Genomic DNA, 19,688 nt, shown 5'->3' with positions numbered 1-19,688 from the left:
ATCAGTGGCCGGGGACGTACCCCCGCTTCTTGTCCACCACGTTGACCAGCGGCCGGCCCGCCGCCCAGCGCTCGTACAACTCCACGAACTGCATGCCCAGTTCGTCGCGCCAGCCGACCGTGTCACCGGCCATGTGCGGAGAGACGAGCAGCCCCGGCGCGTGCCACAACGGGCTGTCGGCGGGCAGGGGTTCGGCGGCGAACACGTCCAGGGCGGCGCCCGCGATCCACCGGTCGCGCAGCGCCCCGGCGAGCGCGTCCTCGTCGACCAGATCGCCCCGGCCGACGTTCACGAACACCGCCGAGGGCTGCATGACCCCGAACCGGCGCGTGTCGAACATGCGGTACGTCTTCTCGGTCAGCGGCGCCGCCGCGATCACCCAGTCCGCGCGGGCGATCAGCCGGTCCAGGTCGGCCGGTCCGTGCACCCCGGTCCTGGGCACCCGGCCCACCAGCGCCGGGGTCACCCCGAGCGCCTTCAGGGTGCGGGCGATCGCCCGGCCGATCGGTCCCGAGCCGACCACGCACGCCCGGGTGCCCGCGACCCGCCGCGTCTCGCGGTGCCGCCACTCGCGCCGCCGCTGGAACTCCACCGTCCCCGGCAGGTCCTTGGCGACGGCCAGCACCAGCGCCGCCACGTACTCCGCGACCGGCTGCTCGAACACCCCGCGCGCGTTGGTCACCACCGTCTCGCTCGCCGCCAGCTCCGGGCACAGCAGATGGTCCACGCCCGCGCTCGCCGTGTGCACCCACACCGGGCGCGGACCGTCCCCCGGCCACGCCGCGCGGACGGCGGTGGAGGCGAAGTCCCACACCAGCAGCACATCCGCCTCGGGCAGCCGCCCGGCGAGTCCGGCGGCGTCGGTGCGCAGCACACGGACCCGGCCGGTGAGCCTGCCAAGGCGGGGCGGCGGATCGGTGTCGAGGACCAGCAGGGTGGGACGGGTCGGAATGTGCATCGGCCTCCCGGGTCCGGGGGCGCGCGGAGCGTCCGGCACTGGCGGACCGACCACGTTGGCACGCCCACCGGACCCCGTCAACGACCACGGCCCGCTCGGCCACGCGGGGACGGTGGCGCCCTTCACCCCATGGGTTCGGCTCCGACGGGGTACGTGACCGGGAGGCGCCGCCCGGCAACCGGGGCGGCGCGCCGACGGCCGGACCCGCACAGGACCCGGCCCGCACACGAACCCGACGGAAGGGCCGACATGACCGCACTCGGACTGCTCTGCACGGACCACCGGGGCGAGGACGACTACCCCCGCATCGAGCAGCTCCTCGGCAGCGACGTCCGGGTGGACCTCGTACGCCTCGACCCGGGCGCCGGGATCACGGGCGCCGCGGAGGAGCTGCGGCTGTCCGGAGCCGACGCGGTGGTGCGTACGGGGGAGGGCTTCACGCACGACGCGGAGGACGAGGCCAACCGGGTGGAGGAGCTGGCCCGGCAGACCGGGATGCCCGCCTCCTCCACCGCGCTCGCCTTCGTCAACGCCGCCCGCGACCTCGGCGCGACCCGCGTCGCGGTGGCGGCGCCCGCGGGCACCCACGAGGACACCGCCCGGCTGCGCGGCTTCCTGCGCGCGGGCGGGCTGGAGGTGACCGGCACCCACACCGCCGAGTCCGGCGGCGACGAGGACGCCCTGCTCGCGCTCGTGACCGCTGCCGACACCCCGGACGCCGAAGCCGTGCTGCTCACCGACCCCGCCCTGGAGGCAGCCGCGCAGGTGCCCGCGCTGGAGAAGGCGGTCGGCAAGCCGGTGCTCACTGCGAGCCAGGTCACCGTGTGGGAGGGACTGCGGCTGGCCGAGCGCCGGGTGCACGCCCCCGACCTGGGCGCCCTGTTCACCCGCACCCCCGCCTCGGAGCTGTGACAGCGGGAGACCGGGGGCGGGGCGGGAAATAAACGGGGACCGTCTCCTGTTGGCCCGTGGCAGGACAGCCACGCCGGACAGCAGGAGGCACCCACCGTGTCGGCAGACGAGATCCGGGGCGCCGCCCTCGGCACCGCCCCCGTCCCCCTCTCCGTACTGGACCTGGTCACCGTCGGCGCGGGCAGCACCGCCACCGACGCGCTGCGCACCAGCGCGGACCTGGCCCGGTTCACCGAGGGGCGCGGTTTCCACCGCTTCTGGGTCGCCGAGCACCACTCCATGCCGGGCGTCGCCTCCTCCTCGCCCGCGGTGATCCTCGCCCACCTCGCCGCCCACACCGAGCGCATCCGGCTCGGTTCGGGCGGCGTCATGCTGCCCAACCACGCCCCGCTGGTCATCGCGGAGCAGTTCGGCACCCTGGAGGCGCTCGCGCCGGGCCGGATCGACCTCGGTCTCGGTCGCGCCCCCGGCACCGACGGGGCGACCGCCGCCGCGCTGCGCCGCAGCGACACCCTGCACGAGGGCGCCGACGACTTCCCGCAGCAACTGTCCGAGCTGACCCGCTTCCTGGACGACGACTTCCCCGACGGCCACCCCTACGCCCGTATCCACGCCGTACCCGGACCGGTGCAGTCCACCAGCCCCGGCGGGGTGCAGTCTCCGCACCGCCCGCCGATCTGGCTGCTCGGCTCCTCCGGCTTCAGCGCGCAGCTCGCCGGAATGCTCGGTCTGCCCTTCGCCTTCGCGCACCACTTCTCGGCGCACAACACCATCCCGGCGCTCGACCTGTACCGGGAGACCTTCCGCCCCTCCGCCGTGCTCGCCGAGCCGTACGCCCTCATCGGCGTCTCCGCGCTGGCCACGGACGACGAGCGCGAGGCGGCACGTCAGGTGCGGGCGGCGGCGCTGAACATGGTCCGGCTGCGCACCGGGCGCCCCGGGCTCTTCCCGGACCCGGAGGAGGCGGCGAAGCACGAGTTCAGCCCGATGGAGGAGGACTTCGCGTCCTCCTGGACGAAGAACATCGTGCACGGCGGCGCCGAGGAGGTCCGCGCGGGTCTGGACGACCTGCACAAGCGCACCGGCGCCGACGAACTGATGCTCACCACCCACGCCCACCGCGGCGAGCTGCGCCTGCGCTCCTACGAACTGATCGCGGACGCCTACGGTCTGCCGACCGCGTAGGAACCCCTGCCCGCCGCGCAGGCGCTCCTACGTGCCGAGCGGCGGGGCGGCGTGCGACGGTCCCGCCGCACAGGACCGCACCCCGAGCAGCTCGGAGATGCCCTCCGGCGGCACCGGGCGGGAGTAGAGCCAGCCCTGCCCGGTGTCGCAGCCGATCCTGCGCAGCCTCGTCGCCTGCGCCGAGGTCTCCACGCACTCGGCGGTGACGGTCAGCCCGAGCCGGTGCGCGAGCTGGATCATCGCCTCCACGATCACCTCGTCGGCGGGGTTGGCGGGCGTGGCCGAGGTGTCGCGCTCGCCCTCGTACTGGAAGCCGCGCACGAAGGAGCCGTCCAGCTTGAGCACGGACACCGGCAGTCGGCTGAGGTAGGCGAGGTTCGAGTAGCCGGTGCCGAAGTCGTCGATGGCGATGCGCACGCCCATGTCACTGAGCGCCTGGAGCGCCTGGATGGGCCGTCCGGCCGAACCCATCACGGCGGACTCGGTCAGCTCCAACTGGAGCAGATGCGGGGCGAGACCGGTCTCGGCGAGGACCGTCGCCACGTCCGTGACCAGGTCGGAGTCCCACACCTGGCGCACGGCGACGTTCACGCTGACGAAGATGGGCGGCTCGCCCGGATGGTCGAGCTGCCACTGCCTGGCCTGGCGGCAGGCGGTGGCCAGCGCCCAGCGGCCGAGCGGCACGATCGAGCCGTCCTCCTCGGCCAGACCGATGAACCGATTCGGCGTCAGGGTGCCGAACTGCGGGTGGTGCCAGCGGATCAGCGCCTCCACTCCGCTGAGCGAGCCGTCCTCCATGCCGACCAGTGGCTGGTACTCCAGGGCGAACTCGCCGCGCTCGATGGCGGGGCGCAGCGCGGAGGTGAGCGCCTGACGGGTCATGAGGTGCGCGTTGCGCTCGGGGTCGAACAGGGTCCAGCGCGCCTTGCCGTCGGTCTTCGCCCAGTACAGCGTGGTGTCGGCCGCCTGCATCAGACCGGTCGCGGTGGTCCCGGCGGCGTGCCGTTCGACGACGCCGACGGAGGCGGTCAGGTTCAGCCGCCGACCGCCCAGGTCGAAGGGCTCCTCCAAGGCGTTCAGCGCGGACCTGGCGAGGTCGGAGAGCTGGTCGGTGCCGGTGGAGTCCTCCACGAGCAGCGCGAACTCGTCGCCGCCGAGCCGCGCCACCAGCGGCGTACCGGCGCGCCCCTGGCCGCACTCGGTGGCCACCCGGGTCAGCCGCTCGGCCACGGCGGCGAGCAGCCGGTCGCCGACGCGGTGGCCGTGGGTGTCGTTGACCGCCTTGAAACCGTCGATGTCCAGATGGCACAGCCCGATCCGCCCGGTGCCGCCCGACTCGCCGGGCTCGGTCTCCAGCGCCGCCGACAGCCGCTCGAAGAACAGCGTGCGGTTGGGCAGCCGGGTCACCGGGTCGTGCATCCGCAGATGCCGTATCCGGGCCTGGAGTTCGCGGCGGGCGCTGATGTCGGTGAGCGACAGCAGGACACCCGGACGGCCGTCGGCCAGCGGGGCGACGGTGATCCGCGCCCACACCGCCGTGCCGTCGGGGTGTTTCAGGCGCCGGGTGCAGCGCAGCCGGGCGCGGCGCCCGCGCAGCACCTCGCGGTAGGCGTGCCAGGCGCGGGCGTCGGTGGTCAGGCCGGTCAGATCGGCTGCCGGACGGCCCGTCAGGGTCTCCGCGTCGGTGCCGAGAAGGCGGCCCAGGGCGGTGTTCGCGCTGACCACGAGCCCGTCGCCGTCCACGAGGGCCATGGCGAGCGGGGCGGCCGCGAAGACGCGCCGATAGGTCATGTAGTCACTGTCTGTGACGGCTGACCGGTCGAGGTCTGCCGCGGGCGTCGGCCCTTCGGACGTTCCGCTCACCGCTCGCTCCCGCAGTGCACTCGATCGTTGTCCGTCGTTGTCCGTGCCGGAAAGTGTGCCGATCATAGAGGCTGGTACCGGGGCCTTCCAGCCGGTCTTCAGTGTCCCCGGCGGACCCCACGTTCCGACAGATCGTTTCTGCTCGCACCTGGACGGGTTCTTCAGGGCTCCGACCGGTTGTGACGTTGCGTGAGTGATTCGGGGTGTCGTCCGCCGGTGCACACCGGCGCACGAACGGGCGCACTCACCCTTCCGGTTCAGATAAACAGGGCATCTTCTGACAAACCGCCACAGGCTGGATTCGGTGTCCCCTGAACCGCGTCCGGAGGTCTGTCCGTGCCCAAGCTGCGCAGTGCCGCCGCCGTGGCCACCACGATGTCGGCGCTCGCCGCGACCTCGATCCTCGGCGGTCCCTCCGTCGCCGAACCCTTCTCCACCGCGCCCTGCGCCCTGCACCGCACCACCGCCCACCACTCGGAGGGCGCGGACACCTGGAACCCCGCCTACGCCCGCCCCCTCGGCACCCGGAACGCCGTCCTGGTCTTCCTGTCCTTCCCGGACGCCGTCCCGCGCACCACTCCGGCGCAGTTGACGGCCGACCACTTCCCGGAGACCAGCGACTTCTACACCCGCGCCTCCTACGGCCGCTTCACCCTGCGCCCGCACCCCGTGAACCGCTGGCTGCGGATGCCGCGCCCCTCCACGTCGTACGCCATGAAGCGCGACTGGGCCGCCGCCGACCGGTCCGCCTATCTGCGCGACGCGTTCACCGTCGCCGACAAGGCGGTGGACTTCTCCCGCTACGACGTCGTCTACCTCGTCGCCGACCCGGACGCGCCCGGCGTGGACTCGGACGCGACGAAGGTCGTCAACCTGGACACGCCCGTCCGGCTGGACGGCAAGGACGTACGCCGGGTCGTCACCGTCTTCGAGCAGCATCCGCCGGACCGGCTGGTCCTCGCCCACGAGACCGGCCACGTCTTCGACCTGCCCGACCTCTACCACCGCCCGCTGGACAACAAGGGCGACTGGGACACCTATGTGGGTGACTGGGACCTGATGGGCAGCCAGTTCGGTCTCTCCCCCGACCTGTTCGCCTGGCACAAGTGGCGGCTGGGCTGGCTCGGCCCGCGCCAGGTGACCTGCGTACGGGGCACCGGTCCGACCCGGCTCACGCTGGAGCCGCTGGAGGCAGGACCCGGGGTGACGGTGCCGGGTGCGGCGGGAGCCCCCGCCTTCGGGCTCGGGCGCGGTACGAAGCTCGCGGTCGTGCGCACCGGACCGGACAGCGCGCTCGCCTTCGAGGCGCGCGCCTCCGCCGGGAACGACGACTCCGGCTGCCGGGAGGGCGTCCTCGTCTACCGCGTCCGCTCCCGCGCCGAGTCCGGCGACGGACCCGTCCAGGTGATCGACACCCATCCGCACAGCTCGGCCTGCTGGGAGAACTCCGTCTACCCGCCGCTCGCCGACGCCCCGCTCACGGCGGGGGAGAGCTTCACCGTGCCGGGGGACGGCGTGAAGGTGGAGGTGGAGGAGCGGACGGCGTCCGGGGCGTGGACGGTCTCCATCACGCCGGGCGTGACAGGGTGAGGGACAGGTCCGCGCAAGGGATGCCGGAACGCGGTCAGGCCCCCCGCTCGCGCGAGGGGCCTGACCGTTGTCTGTGCGCCGCCAGGGACTCGAACCCCGGACCCGCTGATTAAGAGTCAGCTGCTCTAACCAACTGAGCTAGCGGCGCCTGCTGACGTCGTAGACCTTAGCATCCTGGTCGGCGGGAGGAAAAATCGATATCCGCACCGCCGCGCGGGCCGCCCGGACCGCCGCCCAGAGCACCACCTCGGGTCCCGGCAGCCACGGCTGCCGGGTGTCCGGCGCGACCAGCCAGCGCGAGCCCGCCGGGCCCGCGGGGTCCTCGCCGTACAGCGCCGGGACGGTCACCGCGTCCCCGGTGCCGTGACACAGCAGCGGCGGTACGGCGTGGGTGCGCGGACCCCACTCCTCCCAGGTCAGCAGGGAGGGCAGCCGCTGAGCCGTGCCCGGCGCGGTGAACAGCAGCGTCCGTCCCCGGTGCACCGCGACCGGACCCGAACCCGGACCCTCGCCCCACAGCCGGTCCAGCATCCGCCGGCCGAAGATCGCCGGGGCGCTCACCACGTCGAAGACGCTCCCGCAGGGCAGCACCACCGGGGCGCCCGGACGCTCCTCCCACAGGGCGAGCGTGCTGCGCGGATACGTTCCGGCGGAGGCGAGCCAGGCGGCGCCGTCGGCGGTGGCTGCGGTGACGTTCGGTGCGCTGCTCATACCGACAGGTCTACCGCCGGTGAGCATCCGCTTCCCCTGGGTTGCGGAAAATAGGGACAGGGCGGTGCGGGAGGGGGTATCTTGCCCGCTCGGCATATGCCAGACGGGTCGGACACGGATGGCGTCGGCGGCGTCAGCGCGGGTCGACGGGCGTACGCCCCTCCGTCTCCGCCCCGCGCATCAGATCCCGCCCGAACTCCACCATTCTCCGGGCATAGTCCTCGGTCCACTCCGCGCGCTCGGCGAGGTCCGCCGAGGTCAGCCGGTCGAACCGGCGCGGGTCGGCGAGCTGCGCCGCCGCGATCGCCTGGAACTCCATCGCGCGGTCGGCCGCCGCGCGGAACGCCTGGGTCAGCTCCGTCGCCCGGGTCAGCAGCGTCCTCGGGTCCTCGATCGACTCCAGGTCGAAGAAGTGCTCCGGGTCTGCCGCCGCCTCGGCGGGCTCGAAGAGCAGGGGCGCGGGGCGTAGCCGCGGTTCGTTCCGACGCGGCGTGGGCTCCGCCATGTCCACATCTCCTCCTCTACGTTTCCGGCCCCCCTCGGGGTGGGCCACCGTCCATTGTCCCGTATGCACGCAAGGGCGCGGCGGTCATCGCGCGGTCGCGCCGGACGCTTGTCGCGGCGCCTCCTTCGAGCTCGGTCATGTGCGCCACCGCGATGACTCAGTGGAACAAAGGTGATCCGTCGAAGGCGCCCGCGTTCAGCGTGATGCCGTGGGCTTCCCCCCTCTCTGCCTTGGGATCGATTCCCTCGGGACTGACGCGCATGCCTGGAACGACAGACATCGGCCGCCCCGCGCCTGCGGACGAGTGAGTTCACCCGAAGCCAGAGTTCTTTCGAGCTCCGCCTCGGCCCGTTCCAGGAGCGCGTTCAGCTCGGCCCCCGTCATGGACTGTGCTTGCCTACATGTCGGGCCCGAGGGTGGTCAGGTCGAAGCTGTCGCTGATGGCCTTGTAGCCGTCCGACGTGAGGTTGACGTGGTCTCCGGTGTCCGAGTCGAAGGGGGCCGGGTCGCTGTTCAGCTTGAGGGAGGGTGGGTCCGTGGTGCTCGCCGGGTCCGGGACCGCCACGGCCGACTCCGCGTCGACATAGCTCACGGTGGGCGTCGTGAAGTCGACCTGATCGGTGATCCAGGTGTTGGCGTCGCCCCTGTTGCCGTCGACGGCGGCGGTGCAGGGGGCATAGCCGTCGCACGGGGTGAGGGTGGTGAAGACCGTCTTGAGGCCCCACGCCTTGAGCTGGTCGCGCAGGAGCCCGTACGACTCCTCCAGGGTGGTGTCGTCGGTGCCCGCCACGATGTCCTTCAGGCCCTCGTCGACGACCACGGTGGTGATGCCGGGCAGGTCGAGAACGTCACGGTCGAGACGGGTCAGTACGGCCGGGCCGCCCCGGTCGCTCTGGTCGGCGGCGAGACGGTTGTTTTCGATGCCGGACGCGACGACGCCGTAGTCGGGAACGCCCTGATCGTTGTTCTGAAGGGCGGTGGCGAGGTCGTCGGCGAGACGGGGGGTGCTCAGCCCCGGGGTGGTGCCGTCGGCGAAGGCGTCTACGAGCTGGTCGCCGAGTACGGCGACGGTGGGCTGATCGCCGCTGGTGGTGACGTCGATCCCGGTGAGGACGTTGGTGAACCAGCCCCAGAACGTCCCCGTGCCGGTGAAGGCACCGGTGCCGGTGTCGGCGGTGTGGTCCCCGGCGCCGACGGCGCTGACGTACTCGGTGGCCGAGCCGGCCCAGCTGTGCTGCACGAGATAGGGCACGTTGTTGGAGAGATGCAGGCTGATCAGGACGGGTACGCCGGCGCTCGCGGCGAAGCCGATCGGGTCGCTGTAGACCTCACCCCCGACGGGAATGGTGACGCTTCGGCTGCCCGAGTTGAAGGTGAGGTCAGTGGGCACCGCGGTCGGGGCGGCACCGGAGGACTGGGTGGCGATCGTGGTGTGGTCGATGGTCAGCGGTGTGCGGCCGAGAGCGTTCGACAGACGGATGCGGACATGCGATCCGCTCACGCTCGGGGTGGCGGCGATGCGGAAGGTCTGGTCCTTGTAGTCGGTGCTCTCGTAGTTGAAGGCACCCTCGTCGGGGGAGCTCCAGGCGCCGGTCCACTTGCTGCCGCCGGGCGCCGTGCCGGTGTCTCGGATGGCCAGGCCCATGATGTGCAGACCAGGCACGTACTTGCGTGCGGCATCCGTCAGGTCCGGGAGCGTTACCGAACTGATGGGAGCGCCTGCCTTGAGGGGGACGGCGAAGGCGTAGATGTTCGCGCTGCGGGTCTCCTGGGAACCGTTGGTGTGGTTGCGGTGCGGGAGGGTGACGGCGGCAAGGGAGTTGGAGCCGTACACCCAGTCGGGGACGTTGAGGTGATACGTCTGCGGATCACTGCCGTCCGCGTAGGTGATCGCACCGCTGGGGCCGCCCGCCTGGCAGTCCTCGTACTGACCGTTGCCGAGGGTGCATTCGCCGTCGCCGACGGAGGTGCCGTCGGGTACGACGGGACTGGTGAAGTCGTCGTCATCGCGCTGCGAGGCGACGAAGCCGTAGGTGGAGAAGCCGAGGAAGACCAGCGCCCGGCCGCTGCCGTTCATCTGGATTGTCTGGTTGGCGGCCATCACGTTGTCGCCGGAGGCGGAACCGAAGTTGGGCAGTGTGAAGGTGGCGCCGTCCACGGTGATCTTGCCGTTGGGCTGCCATCCCGCGGCCTTGAGATCCTGGAGGGACACGGTTGCGCCGACGCCGTCGGCATCTGCCGCGTCCTGGGCGTGGTCGTCCGTGACCGCGGTGTTGTTGAAGGCGTCCTTGAGGCCGGCGTACGTCTTTCCGGCGTGACCCAATGCCGTGAACTGGTACTGCTCCTGAGCGGAGACGTTGCCTGCCGAGTCGATGGCGTACACGTACAGCGTGTGCGTTCCCGGCGCGGTGGGAGTGAGCGTGATCGTCGCGGCGTTGCCCGAGGCCGTGACCGTCTCGGCGCTCGGCGTGTTCGAGGTGGGCGGGCTGGCGTCCAGGTTGTACAGGAACTTGGTCGCGCTGTCGGTGCTGAACTTGAACTTGCCCGAGACCCCCGCGCCCGTGATGCCCGCCGTGTCCTCGGGGTAGAGACCGTCGGTGTTCGTGACCGTCGGTGGTGCGGGAGCGGTGAGGTCGACGGTGAAGTGGCAGCTGGACGAGGCCGCGCTGGTGTCCTTGCCGTCGCTGGACGTGACGTTCCAGCCAACGGTGTCGCCGCTCTTCAGCCCGCTCATGAAGCCGGCGGACAGTTGTTTGGGAGCGTTGGCCCCACTGGCGACGGTGGCGCTGGTGGTCGTGGTGGCCGAACCGCTGTTGCCCCAGTACTTGTAGGTCGCGGCCAGATCGTCCTTGTCCCCGTCGCTGACGGTGGCATTGAGGGTGGGGGGCGTGGTGATGAGCGTCTTGCCGATGACCGGGTACGGGGTGGACGTGCCGCAGCCGACCGAGTGTGTACCGAACTTGGCGGCCAGACTCGCCGGTTTGCCGGGTACGTGGTTGTACTCGATGGACATCGAGGGGTTGTTGGCGAAGCGCTTGAAGTAGTCGCCGTCGCCGCTGTCGTCATGGCTGTTGACCAGGGCGAAGGTCCAGCTGGAGTCGTGAGCGGCCGCCTTCTTCGCGATGGCGGAGGTCACCGAGAAACCGCCGGAGGGCTCACTGGTGCAGGCCGGGCCGAAGCTCTTGGTGGCCAGGAGGCTGGACAGGGACGGCTTGTTGTTCCACGTGGTCTTCGAGCTGATGGAGCCGGACAGGTAGAGCTTGATGTCCGAGGAGAGGCTGCAGCTGGCCGAGTAGTTCTCCTTGGCATCCACCGTGGCGGAGACGATGTGGGTGCTCCAGACGGCCGAAGGGATGCCGAGCTGGAAGTACGAGCGCTCGAGGCCGATGCATCCGGACCAGGCGTTGTAGCCGACCCCGGGGTCGCCGTACTGGGTCGAGTCGTAGTTCTTCGCCGACGGGCACCCCTGCTGGGTCTCGATGTAGTGCTGTTTGCCGCCGGAGGCGTAGTGCGGGTTCCAGGTGGGATCGATGTAGACGGGGTATTGGGTGCTCGAACCGGTGAGCAGTTTCTGATCCGGAGTCAGTGAGAGGGTTGAGCCGGTGACGTCGTCGGCGACACGGGCGACCTTGGCGCCGATGCCGGGAGTTCCGTCGTCGGTGGTGCCGTCCGGGGACCCCGTGGCCTCCGTGTGCGAGCTGGTGCTGACGAGTTCAGTCGTCATGCCGCCGGTGGTGGAGTCCCACATCACCGGCTGAGGGGCGCTGAACATCACCTGCCCCGCCGGAGTGGCTGCTTCGAGGTTGTCGTGACCGTCGTCGGACACCTTCACACCGACGGCGTGCGTGGTTAGTTTCAGGGTGTCGAGAGCCGGATTCGCGGCCGCCGCCGCGGTCTTGACGACGATCAGTTCCGAGAAACCGCCCAGGGGGTTGGCGGTCAGTCGCAGATCCACGTCGTCGAGGACGTCGGGGTAGGTGATCGTGGCGCCGGACACGGTCGGCTGCGGCAACTCCTGGGGCCAGGAGAAGGACAGTTGAGCCTTGCCGCTGGTCATGGAGACCAGCGCGCCGGTGCCGCCGCCCGAGAAGGTCAGTGGTTCGGATGCGGCCTTGGGGCTGTAGCTGCCGTCGGTGTTCTGCCGGAGCGTGGCGTCGACCGGCACCCAGGAACCGTCCTGGCGGACTCGCTGGGGCATGAGACTGGTGGTCCAGGTGACGGTGCCCGACGGGTTGGCCTGGACCGCGGCGGTTTCCGTGGTCAGTGCGTCAACTTGGGCCGGGCTTCCTGTGGAAGCTGCCTTGCTCTGGGCTGTGGCCAGCGCCGCTTGCTGATCCTTCGACAGCCCCGAGGTGTCGCCCGGGCGCGTGGTGCCCAGCGGCCCGTCCGGGTCGGCCTCGGGCAGCGTCGGCGCGGGCTTGGTCCCGGGGGGCGTGGCCGAGCCCTGCGTACCGGAGCCCGCGTCGGCCACGGCGGGTTGCGCCGCCGGGCCGGTGGCGGACAAGGGCAGCAGGAGAGCGAGCGCGATGGCAGCGGTCCGGAATCGCGGCCGTATTCGCCGCTCTCTTCGCATGGAACGACGGCGGGGCTGTTCGGGCACCTGATTCCCCCCAGAAAAACGTGTTCTGACGATGTCAACCCAAGGCGAGAGGACGCTACCGGCGCATCCATGCATCGGACAAGCAGTGTTTTGCATCGAATCCGACCGGCTCAAAGTGAACGAAGAACAACCGGACATTTCTTCCCTAAGAGATGCAACGGCAGACATCTCTGATTTCAAGCATCGCCCTAAATAACACGGGAATTGAAGGTGGTCGGAAAGTTGGGAGATCCTTTGTGATCTTGGCGTGCCCGTGGAGCAGTCTTGATCGTGTGTATGCGGACTTACCTGCAACTACTTGCTAGCTTCACCATGCCTTCACTAGGGGATGGGATTCTAAAGTGGGTGAATGGGCGAGATTCGGGCGGGGTGTGGAGAGGCTCGTCAGGCGGAAAACGTCCGCTCGACTCTGGCTGATCCTCGTCACATTCATGGCGCTCCTGGTGCCTCTTTCCGTGGCCACTCCGGCGCTTGCCGCCGGGGTGGCCAAACACAGTTACCTCGTCAAAACCGGCAGGGAAAAATCCGTTCCCGTCACGCGCGTCAAGGGGCGCCCTGTCAAGCGCCCGCACATGACGCGCTGGAATGCGAAAGACGCCCGGAGAACCTGGCCCCGAGCAGGTGAAGCCGATGCGGCATTGCCGGCGGCCGCCCCGAAGAAGGCGGATGCGCGGTCTGGTACGCAGGCCCGGGCGGGGAATCTGCCCGTCGTCGTCGCCCCGGCGACGAAGGGTGCCCACCGGGCGGCCGCAGGTACCCGGTTGCGCATCTCCCTGCCAGGGCAGTCGGCGGCCCGGCATCTGGGAGTGCGCGGGGTGCTCCTCACCGTGCGGCCCCAGACCGCCACGGCGGGTGGAAGTGCCCAAGTCGGCCTGGACTACTCGGCGTTCAAGGGCGCCTACGGTGGTGACTGGGCCACGCGCCTGCACCTCGTCCAACTGCCGGCCTGTGCCCTCACCACGCCGAGTGCCGCTCACTGCCGCAAGGAGACCCCACTCCCCTCGGCCAATGACGCGAAGCGGCAGCAGGTGACCGCGGCCATTCAGCTGCCGGACACGAAGAACACTGCACACGCGACGACCTCAGACTCCGCGACCGCCTCCCCGATGGTGCTGGCGGCAGTGGCCGGCGCTTCGGGCGGTGGCGGCACCTACGGCGCGACCTCGCTCGCCCCGTCCGGCCAGTGGTCGGCCGGCGGCTCCACCGGAGCTTTCTCCTACTCCTACCCCATCTCCGTACCCGACGTCCCCGGCAGCCTGGCGCCGAGCATCTCGCTGGACTACGGCTCCCAGAGCGTGGACGGTCGCACCTCGTCGACGAACGCCCAGTCCTCCTGGGTCGGCGACGGCTGGGACTACGAGCCGGGTTTCGTCGAGCGCAGCTACGCGTCCTGCGCCGACGACGCGACCGGAGGCTCCCCGAAGACCTCCGACGAATGCTGGTCGGACGACGTCGACACCCTCACCCTGTCGCTGAACGGGGGGTCCAACACGCTCGTCCACGACGACGCCACGAACACCTGGCACCCCCAGGGCGACAACGGCGAGAAGGTCGAGGTCAAGACCGACACGGTCAACGGCGACAACGACAACGAATACTTCGTCGTCACCACCGCCGACGGCACCAAGTACTACTTCGGCCGCAACCGCCTCCCCGGCTGGACCTCCGGGAACGCGACCACCAACTCGGTCTTCACCACGCCGGTGTACGGCAACGACGCGGGTGAGCCGTGCCACGCCTCAACGTTCGCCGACTCCTGGTGCCAGCAGGGCTACCGCTGGAACCTCGACTACACGGTCGACCCGCACGGCAATGCCATCAGCTACTGGTACTCGCCGGAGACCGACTACTACGGCCGGGACAACACCACCACCCCGACCCCGTTCACCCGCAGCGGCTATCTGGCCAAGATCCAATACGGGCAGCTGGACGGGAAGGTCTACGACAGCACCGCGCCCGCCGCCGCTCAGGTGTTCTTCGACACGGCCGAACGCTGCCTTCCCGACTCCGGGTTCGACTGCGCGGCCTCGAAGATGACGTCGGCCAACGCCTCGCACTGGCCGGACGTCCCCGTCGACCAGGTGTGCGCCTCTTCGGGCAGCTGCGACAACCACGGCCCGGCGTTCTTCACCACCAAGCGGCTGACCGGCATCCGTACGCAGGTCCTGGTCGGCACCACCTACAGCGACGTGGACGCCTGGTCCCTCAATCACACTTTCCCCACCACCGGGGACACCACCACCCCGTCGCTTTGGCTCCAGTCCATCACCCGCACCGGCAAGGACGGTGGCAGCCTCGCCTTGCCTGCGATCACCTTCGACGGGCAGGCGCTGGCCAACAGGGTGGACGGCCTGGACGGCTACCAGCCGATCACCCGCTACCGGCTCACCACGATCACCACCGAGTCCGGTGAAGTGATCGCGGTCAACTACAGCGACCCCCAGTGCCACCGCGCGGACACCACCGTGCTGCCCTCCAGCGAGGACGACAACACCTATCGCTGCTACCCGCAGTACTGGACACCACCGGGGCAGACCTCGCCCCAGCTGGACTGGTTCAACAAGTTTGTTGTCAACTCCGTCACCACGGAGGACCCCACGGGCGGCGGCCTGCCTGTCCAGACCTCGTACAAGTACGTGGGCAACCCAGCCTGGCACTTCAACGACGACCCGCTCACCCAGGCCAAGTACCGCACGTGGAACCAGTGGCGCGGTTACGGCACGGTCGAGACCCGCACCGGTACCTCGCCGGAGAAACTCACGCTTTCGCGGCAGATCTTCTTCCGCGGGATGGACGGCGACAAGACCTCGTCGGGCACTCGCAGTGTCACCCTCAACGACAGCGCGGGTGACGACTCGCAGAAGGACTCCGACTGGCTCGCCGGCCAGACCTTCGAGTCACAGTCGTTCAACGGTGACGGCGGAGCCCTGCTGTCGGACGGCGTCTCCGACCCGTGGAGCTCGTCCGCGACAGCCACGCAGTCCCGCACGAAGGCGGGCCTGGACGCGCTGGTCGCGCGTCGTACCAACGTCCAGCGGGCCCACACGGTCACCACCAAGGCGGACGGAACCAAGCAGACCACGGAGATCGACTACACGATCGACGGCTCGACCGGTCTGCCCACGGCTGTGGACGACAAGGGCGACACCGCGACCAGTACGGACGACACATGTACCCGTACCTGGTACGCGAAGGACGCCTCCGGTAATCAGCTGCCGATCCCGCGCCGGGTCCAGGAGGTCTCGGTCGCCTGCTCCTCGACTCCTGACTACGCCAAGGACCTGATCAGCGACGACCTGACCTTCTTCGACAACTCCACGGACAACAACGCCGTACCTACCAAGGGCGACGTGACGATGGTCCAGAAGGCCGACTCGGTCACCTCCGACGGCACCATCCACTACATCACGGCACTGAAAAACACCTACGACTCCTACGGCCGCGAGGTCACCGAGACCGACGCGGACAACCGCGTCACCACCACCGACTACACCCCTGTGAGCGGGGCTTCGCCGACCTCTGTCAAGGTCACCCAGCCGAAGGTCACCGGGCAGACGGCCGGCTTCGCCACCACGACCACGCTCGACCCGGGCCGTGGCGTGGACCTCAAGACCACCGACCCGGCCGGGTACTCCTCCACCAGCGCATACGACCCGCTGGGTCGGCTCACCTCGGTGTGGAGTCCGGGCTTCTCGACCAGCAACAACCCCAACACCAAGTACAGCTACGACCTCAATCCCGGCGCTCCGTCGACGGTCACCACCCAGACCCTGCTCGGCAACAACACTTACCGCACCTCGATCTCGCTCTACGACGCGATGCTGCGCCCTCGCGAGACGCAGACGGCGACCCAGGACGGCGGCCGGGTCATCACCGACACCGCCTACGACAGCCACGGCTGGGCGGTGTCCAGCTCCGACCCGTACTACAACAGCGGCAGCCCGGACCACACCCTCGTGGACGCCGCGGACTCGCAGACACCGTCCCAGACCGCCACGCTCTACGACGGCGCGGGCCGGGCCACCGCCTCCATCGCCTACCACTTCGCCACCGAGAGCTGGCGCACCACGACCGCCTACCCGGGCTCCGACCGGGTGGACGTCACCCCGCCTGCGGGCGACACTCCGACCACGACCTACACCGACGCCCACGGCCAGCTGGTCAAACTGCTTCGCTACCACGGCAGTTCACCCACCGGTGATGCGGACACGGTCACCTACACCTATGACGCGGCGGGGCACCAGGTCGGCCAGGACGACGGCCAGGGGCACACCTGGTCCAGCCACTACGACCTGCTGGGCCGCCGCACTTCGCAGAACGATCCCGACGCCGGGCAGTCCTCGTCGAAGTACGACAACGCGGGCCAGCTGCTGTCGACGACCGACGCTCGCGACAAGACGATCAGCTACCAGTACGACGAGATGGGCCGCAAAACGGCCGAGTTCGACACCACAGGCGGCGCCGACCCGTCCGCGGCCAACGAATTGGCCTCATGGACGTACGACACGCTGAAGAAGGGTGAGCCAACCTCCTCCACCCGCTACGTGGGAGGTACCAGCGGCACCGCCTACTCGGACAAGGTTCTCGGTTACGACAGCCACGGCTGGACGCAGGCCACCGAACTCGTGGTTCCGTCGGCCGAGGGCGCGCTGGCGGGCAATTACATCCACCAGAACACGTACAACCTCACGGGAACGCTGAGCAAGTACACCGACCAGGACCCGGCTGCCGTCAAACTGCCGCAGGAGACCGTCGGTTACACCTACGACTCCTTCGACCGCCCTGTCGCGGTCGGCGGTGTCGCCGGCTGGGAGTACGTCAACAAACTCACCTACACCGAGTTCGACGAACCGCAGCAGTTCACCTACGGAACGTCCGGAAACTTTGCCCAGCAGACCCTGGCCTACGACGACCAGACCCACCGCCTGACCGGCTCCACCACCGTCACCCAGTCCGGCGCGGCGATGGCTGACCAGACCGGCTACACCTACCAGCCCTCCGGCAACGTCACAAAGATCACCGATAAGCTGGAGACCGGTCGGACCGACACCCAGTGCTTCACCTACGACTGGGCGCAGCGGCTCAAGGCCGCATGGACGGCCACGGACAACTGCGCGGCCACGCCCGTGCCGGGTTCCGCCACGACGGTGGGCGGCCCCTCGCCGTACTGGCAGTCGTGGTCCTACGACGCCACCGGTGCGCGGAGCACCCAGGTGGACCACGACCCGTCGGGCAACACCGCCCACGACGCGACGTCCACCTACACGCCTTTCGCGGCGGGCAAGGGCCCGGCGCACGCCGTTTCCCAGGTGGATACGGTGGTACCGGGCGACGCGGCTTCCGACACCACCAACTCCTACACCTACGACGCGGACGGCAACGCCACCACCCGCACCACCCGGGCGGGCACCGACACCCTCACCTACAACGACGAGGACGACCTCACGGAGCTGTCGTCCACGGGCTCGATCGGCGACACCAAGTACCTCTACGACGCCGACGGCAATCTGCTGCTCCGCCGCAGCCCCGACGCCACCACGCTCTACACGGGCGACGAGGAGATCACCCTCAAGAAGAACGCCACCAGCTGCGACGGAGTGCGCTACATCTCCCTCGGCGGTGAGACAGTGGCCAGCCACTCCTCCGACGGCCACGACACCTACCTCGTCCCCGACCGGCAGGGCACCGGCACCCTGGCCATCGACTCCCAGACCCAGCAGGTGGTCCGCCGGCAGTACAAGCCCTTCGGCGAGTCCCGCGACGCGACCGGCACCTGGACGGCCGGGCAGCGTGGCTACGTCGGGGGCACCCAGGACGACAACACGGGCCTGACCAACCTCGGCGCCCGTGAGTACGACCCGTCCATCGGCCGCTTCCTCGCCCCGGACCCCCTGCTGGACCCGAGCGACCCGCAGTCCTGGAACGCCTACGACTACGCCGACGACACCCCGGTCACCGGCTCCGACCCCTCCGGCCTGTGCATGGCCGACCTGTGCGGCGTCGGCTATCCCATCGGCGGCACCGGAACCGGCAAGAACAACCCCAAGCGCTACGTCACGACCGGCCCCGTCGACCCGGGCGGCCCGAACCACACCATGTGCCACTACGGCCAGTGCACCGACGGCCACGCGCTCGGTGGGGGCAAGGGCACAGGTGGCGGCAATATCAGCACCAAGACGTCCGACCGGCAGGCCGAGGCCAAGGCGGCGCAGCGGGCCAAGGCCACCGCGAACGCGGCCGCCGCGGCGGCGAAGAAGCAGACGTCCGGCCTGAAACACCAACTGCTCGGCCTGGTGGCCGATGTCATCGGCGTCACCGACGCCTACAACTGCTTCACCAAGGGCGACGTCATGGGCTGCATCAACACAGCCCTGACCTTCGTCCCCTGGGGCAAGGCATTCGAGGCCATCAAGGTCGGCATCGAAGCGGTCAAGATCTGGCGGGAACTGGACCGCGCCTACGCCGCCGTCAAGGACGCCGAGGAAGCCGCGAAACTGGCCGACGACGCGCTGGACGCGGAACGCGCGGTGGCGAAGGCGGAAGAGGCGGGCTCGGACGGGGTGGGCTGCTTGGAGCAGGCCGCCCACAGCTTCACTCCCACCACCGAGGTCAGACGCGCGGACGGCACATCAATACCGATCAGCAAGGTGAAGGCCGGCGACACCGTCCTCGCGACCGACCCGCAGACGGGCATCACCGCGCCGGAGAAGGTCCAGCGGGTCATCGTCACCACCACCGACAAGGACTTCACCACCCTCACCCTGGACACGGCCCCCACCCGCGGCCCCCCGTCCCGCAAGCCCGCCAAGCAGCAGACCCTCACCACCACCTGGCACCACCCCTTCTGGGACGCCACCCACCACCGCTGGACCGAGGCCCACGACCTCACCCCCGGCACAAAACTCCGCACCACCGCCGGCCACACCCTCACGGTGACGGAAGCCCGCAACTTCCACCACCACGGGATCACTTACGACCTCACTGTCGGCACGCTGCATACGTACTATGTGCTGGCGGGGGCCACGCCGGTTCTTGTGCATAACTGCAACAAGAATCAAGGGATTTACGAGTTCGAGGATCAGCTGAACCCCGGAAAGACGTATGTCGGCAAGACGAAGAACTTCAATAACCGCTTGCAGGATCACATCGACAGTGGGCGCCTGAAGAGTCGCGGAGATGCGACCTGTACGCACGTTTGCGGAACGAATGATGACTTGTTCGTTGCCGAACATCTCCGGATGGAAGAACTGCGCGGTCAGGGAGTCGATCTGTCGAATGACATTGCGTCGCCGGGCAAGAAAATCTTGGAGCAAAGGCAAGATGCCGAAAAATTCGAACAACTCGAACTCTGGTAGGAGCAGCTC

9 protein-coding genes and 1 tRNA gene are annotated in these 19,688 nt (G+C 69.5%); 4 read left to right on the top strand and 6 right to left on the bottom strand.

Annotated features, from left to right (window positions below):
• Position 1: 1 nt before the first annotated feature.
• Positions 2 to 958, bottom strand: a complete 957-nt coding sequence (locus IF655_RS17670) for a D-2-hydroxyacid dehydrogenase (RefSeq protein WP_199585772.1) — start codon at positions 956 to 958, stop codon at positions 2 to 4.
• A 249-nt stretch (positions 959 to 1,207) separates the two neighbouring features.
• Here IF655_RS17670 and IF655_RS17665 point away from each other — a divergent pair, with 249 nt between their 5' ends.
• Together IF655_RS17665 and IF655_RS17660 are read left to right on the top strand one after the other, a co-directional pair.
• Positions 1,208 to 1,870, top strand: coding sequence for a decarboxylase (locus IF655_RS17665; protein ID WP_199585771.1), 663 nt, complete (start codon positions 1,208 to 1,210; stop codon positions 1,868 to 1,870).
• Positions 1,871 to 1,966: 96 nt separating this feature from the next.
• On the top strand, positions 1,967 to 3,055 hold the full coding sequence (locus tag IF655_RS17660; RefSeq protein ID WP_199585770.1) for an LLM class flavin-dependent oxidoreductase: 1,089 nt from the start codon (positions 1,967 to 1,969) through the stop codon (positions 3,053 to 3,055).
• A gap of 27 nt (positions 3,056 to 3,082) precedes the next feature.
• Here the strand turns inward: IF655_RS17660 and IF655_RS17655 are convergent, their stop codons facing one another.
• Positions 3,083 to 4,918 (bottom strand): bifunctional diguanylate cyclase/phosphodiesterase, encoded by a 1,836-nt coding sequence (locus tag IF655_RS17655; protein WP_199585769.1) that lies wholly within the window; start codon positions 4,916 to 4,918, stop codon positions 3,083 to 3,085.
• 375 nt (positions 4,919 to 5,293) lie between these two features.
• On the opposite strand from IF655_RS17655, the gene IF655_RS17650 reads away from it, so the two are divergent.
• Complete coding sequence (locus tag IF655_RS17650; protein WP_199585868.1) at positions 5,294 to 6,508, top strand: M6 family metalloprotease domain-containing protein; 1,215 nt, start codon at positions 5,294 to 5,296, stop codon at positions 6,506 to 6,508.
• 74 nt (positions 6,509 to 6,582) lie between these two features.
• On the opposite strand, the gene IF655_RS17645 is transcribed toward IF655_RS17650, so the two are convergent.
• From IF655_RS17645 to IF655_RS17630, 4 genes are all read right to left on the bottom strand, one after another.
• Positions 6,583 to 6,656 (bottom strand) — tRNA-Lys (locus IF655_RS17645).
• Positions 6,647 to 7,219 carry a bifunctional DNA primase/polymerase gene (locus IF655_RS17640; RefSeq protein ID WP_199585768.1) on the bottom strand — a complete coding sequence of 191 codons (573 nt, stop codon included), beginning with the start codon at positions 7,217 to 7,219 and terminating at the stop codon, positions 6,647 to 6,649. Before IF655_RS17640 ends, IF655_RS17645 begins: the two co-directional genes overlap by 10 nt.
• A 133-nt stretch (positions 7,220 to 7,352) precedes the next feature.
• Positions 7,353 to 7,724 (bottom strand): hypothetical protein, encoded by a 372-nt coding sequence (locus tag IF655_RS17635; protein WP_199585767.1) that lies wholly within the window; start codon positions 7,722 to 7,724, stop codon positions 7,353 to 7,355.
• A 397-nt stretch (positions 7,725 to 8,121) separates the two neighbouring features.
• Positions 8,122 to 12,228: a hypothetical protein gene (locus IF655_RS17630; RefSeq protein WP_242488785.1), complete on the bottom strand. Its 4,107-nt coding sequence runs from the start codon at positions 12,226 to 12,228 to the stop codon at positions 8,122 to 8,124.
• An 857-nt stretch (positions 12,229 to 13,085) separates the two neighbouring features.
• Between IF655_RS17630 and IF655_RS17625 the strand changes: the two genes are divergently transcribed.
• Positions 13,086 to 19,679, top strand: a complete 6,594-nt coding sequence (locus IF655_RS17625) for an RHS repeat-associated core domain-containing protein (protein WP_242488784.1) — start codon at positions 13,086 to 13,088, stop codon at positions 19,677 to 19,679.
• Positions 19,680 to 19,688: the final 9 nt, after the last annotated feature.

The organism is Streptomyces sp. DSM 110735 (genome assembly GCF_016482685.1).
Lineage (GTDB): Bacteria > Actinomycetota > Actinomycetes > Streptomycetales > Streptomycetaceae > Streptomyces.
Note: the sequence above shows the minus strand (reverse complement) of the source record. Positions and strands in the feature narration are given on the sequence as shown.

Excerpts from the sequence above, each read along its gene's own strand:
- IF655_RS17640 (WP_199585768.1), bottom strand. The coding sequence starts at position 7,219 with ATGAGCAGCGCACCGAACGTCACCGCAGCCACCGCCGACGGCGCCGCC.
- IF655_RS17650 (WP_199585868.1), top strand. The coding sequence starts at position 5,294 with ATGTCGGCGCTCGCCGCGACCTCGATCCTCGGCGGTCCCTCCGTCGCC.
- IF655_RS17635 (WP_199585767.1), bottom strand. The coding sequence starts at position 7,724 with ATGGCGGAGCCCACGCCGCGTCGGAACGAACCGCGGCTACGCCCCGCG.
- IF655_RS17670 (WP_199585772.1), bottom strand. The coding sequence starts at position 958 with ATGCACATTCCGACCCGTCCCACCCTGCTGGTCCTCGACACCGATCCG.
- IF655_RS17665 (WP_199585771.1), top strand. The coding sequence starts at position 1,208 with ATGACCGCACTCGGACTGCTCTGCACGGACCACCGGGGCGAGGACGAC.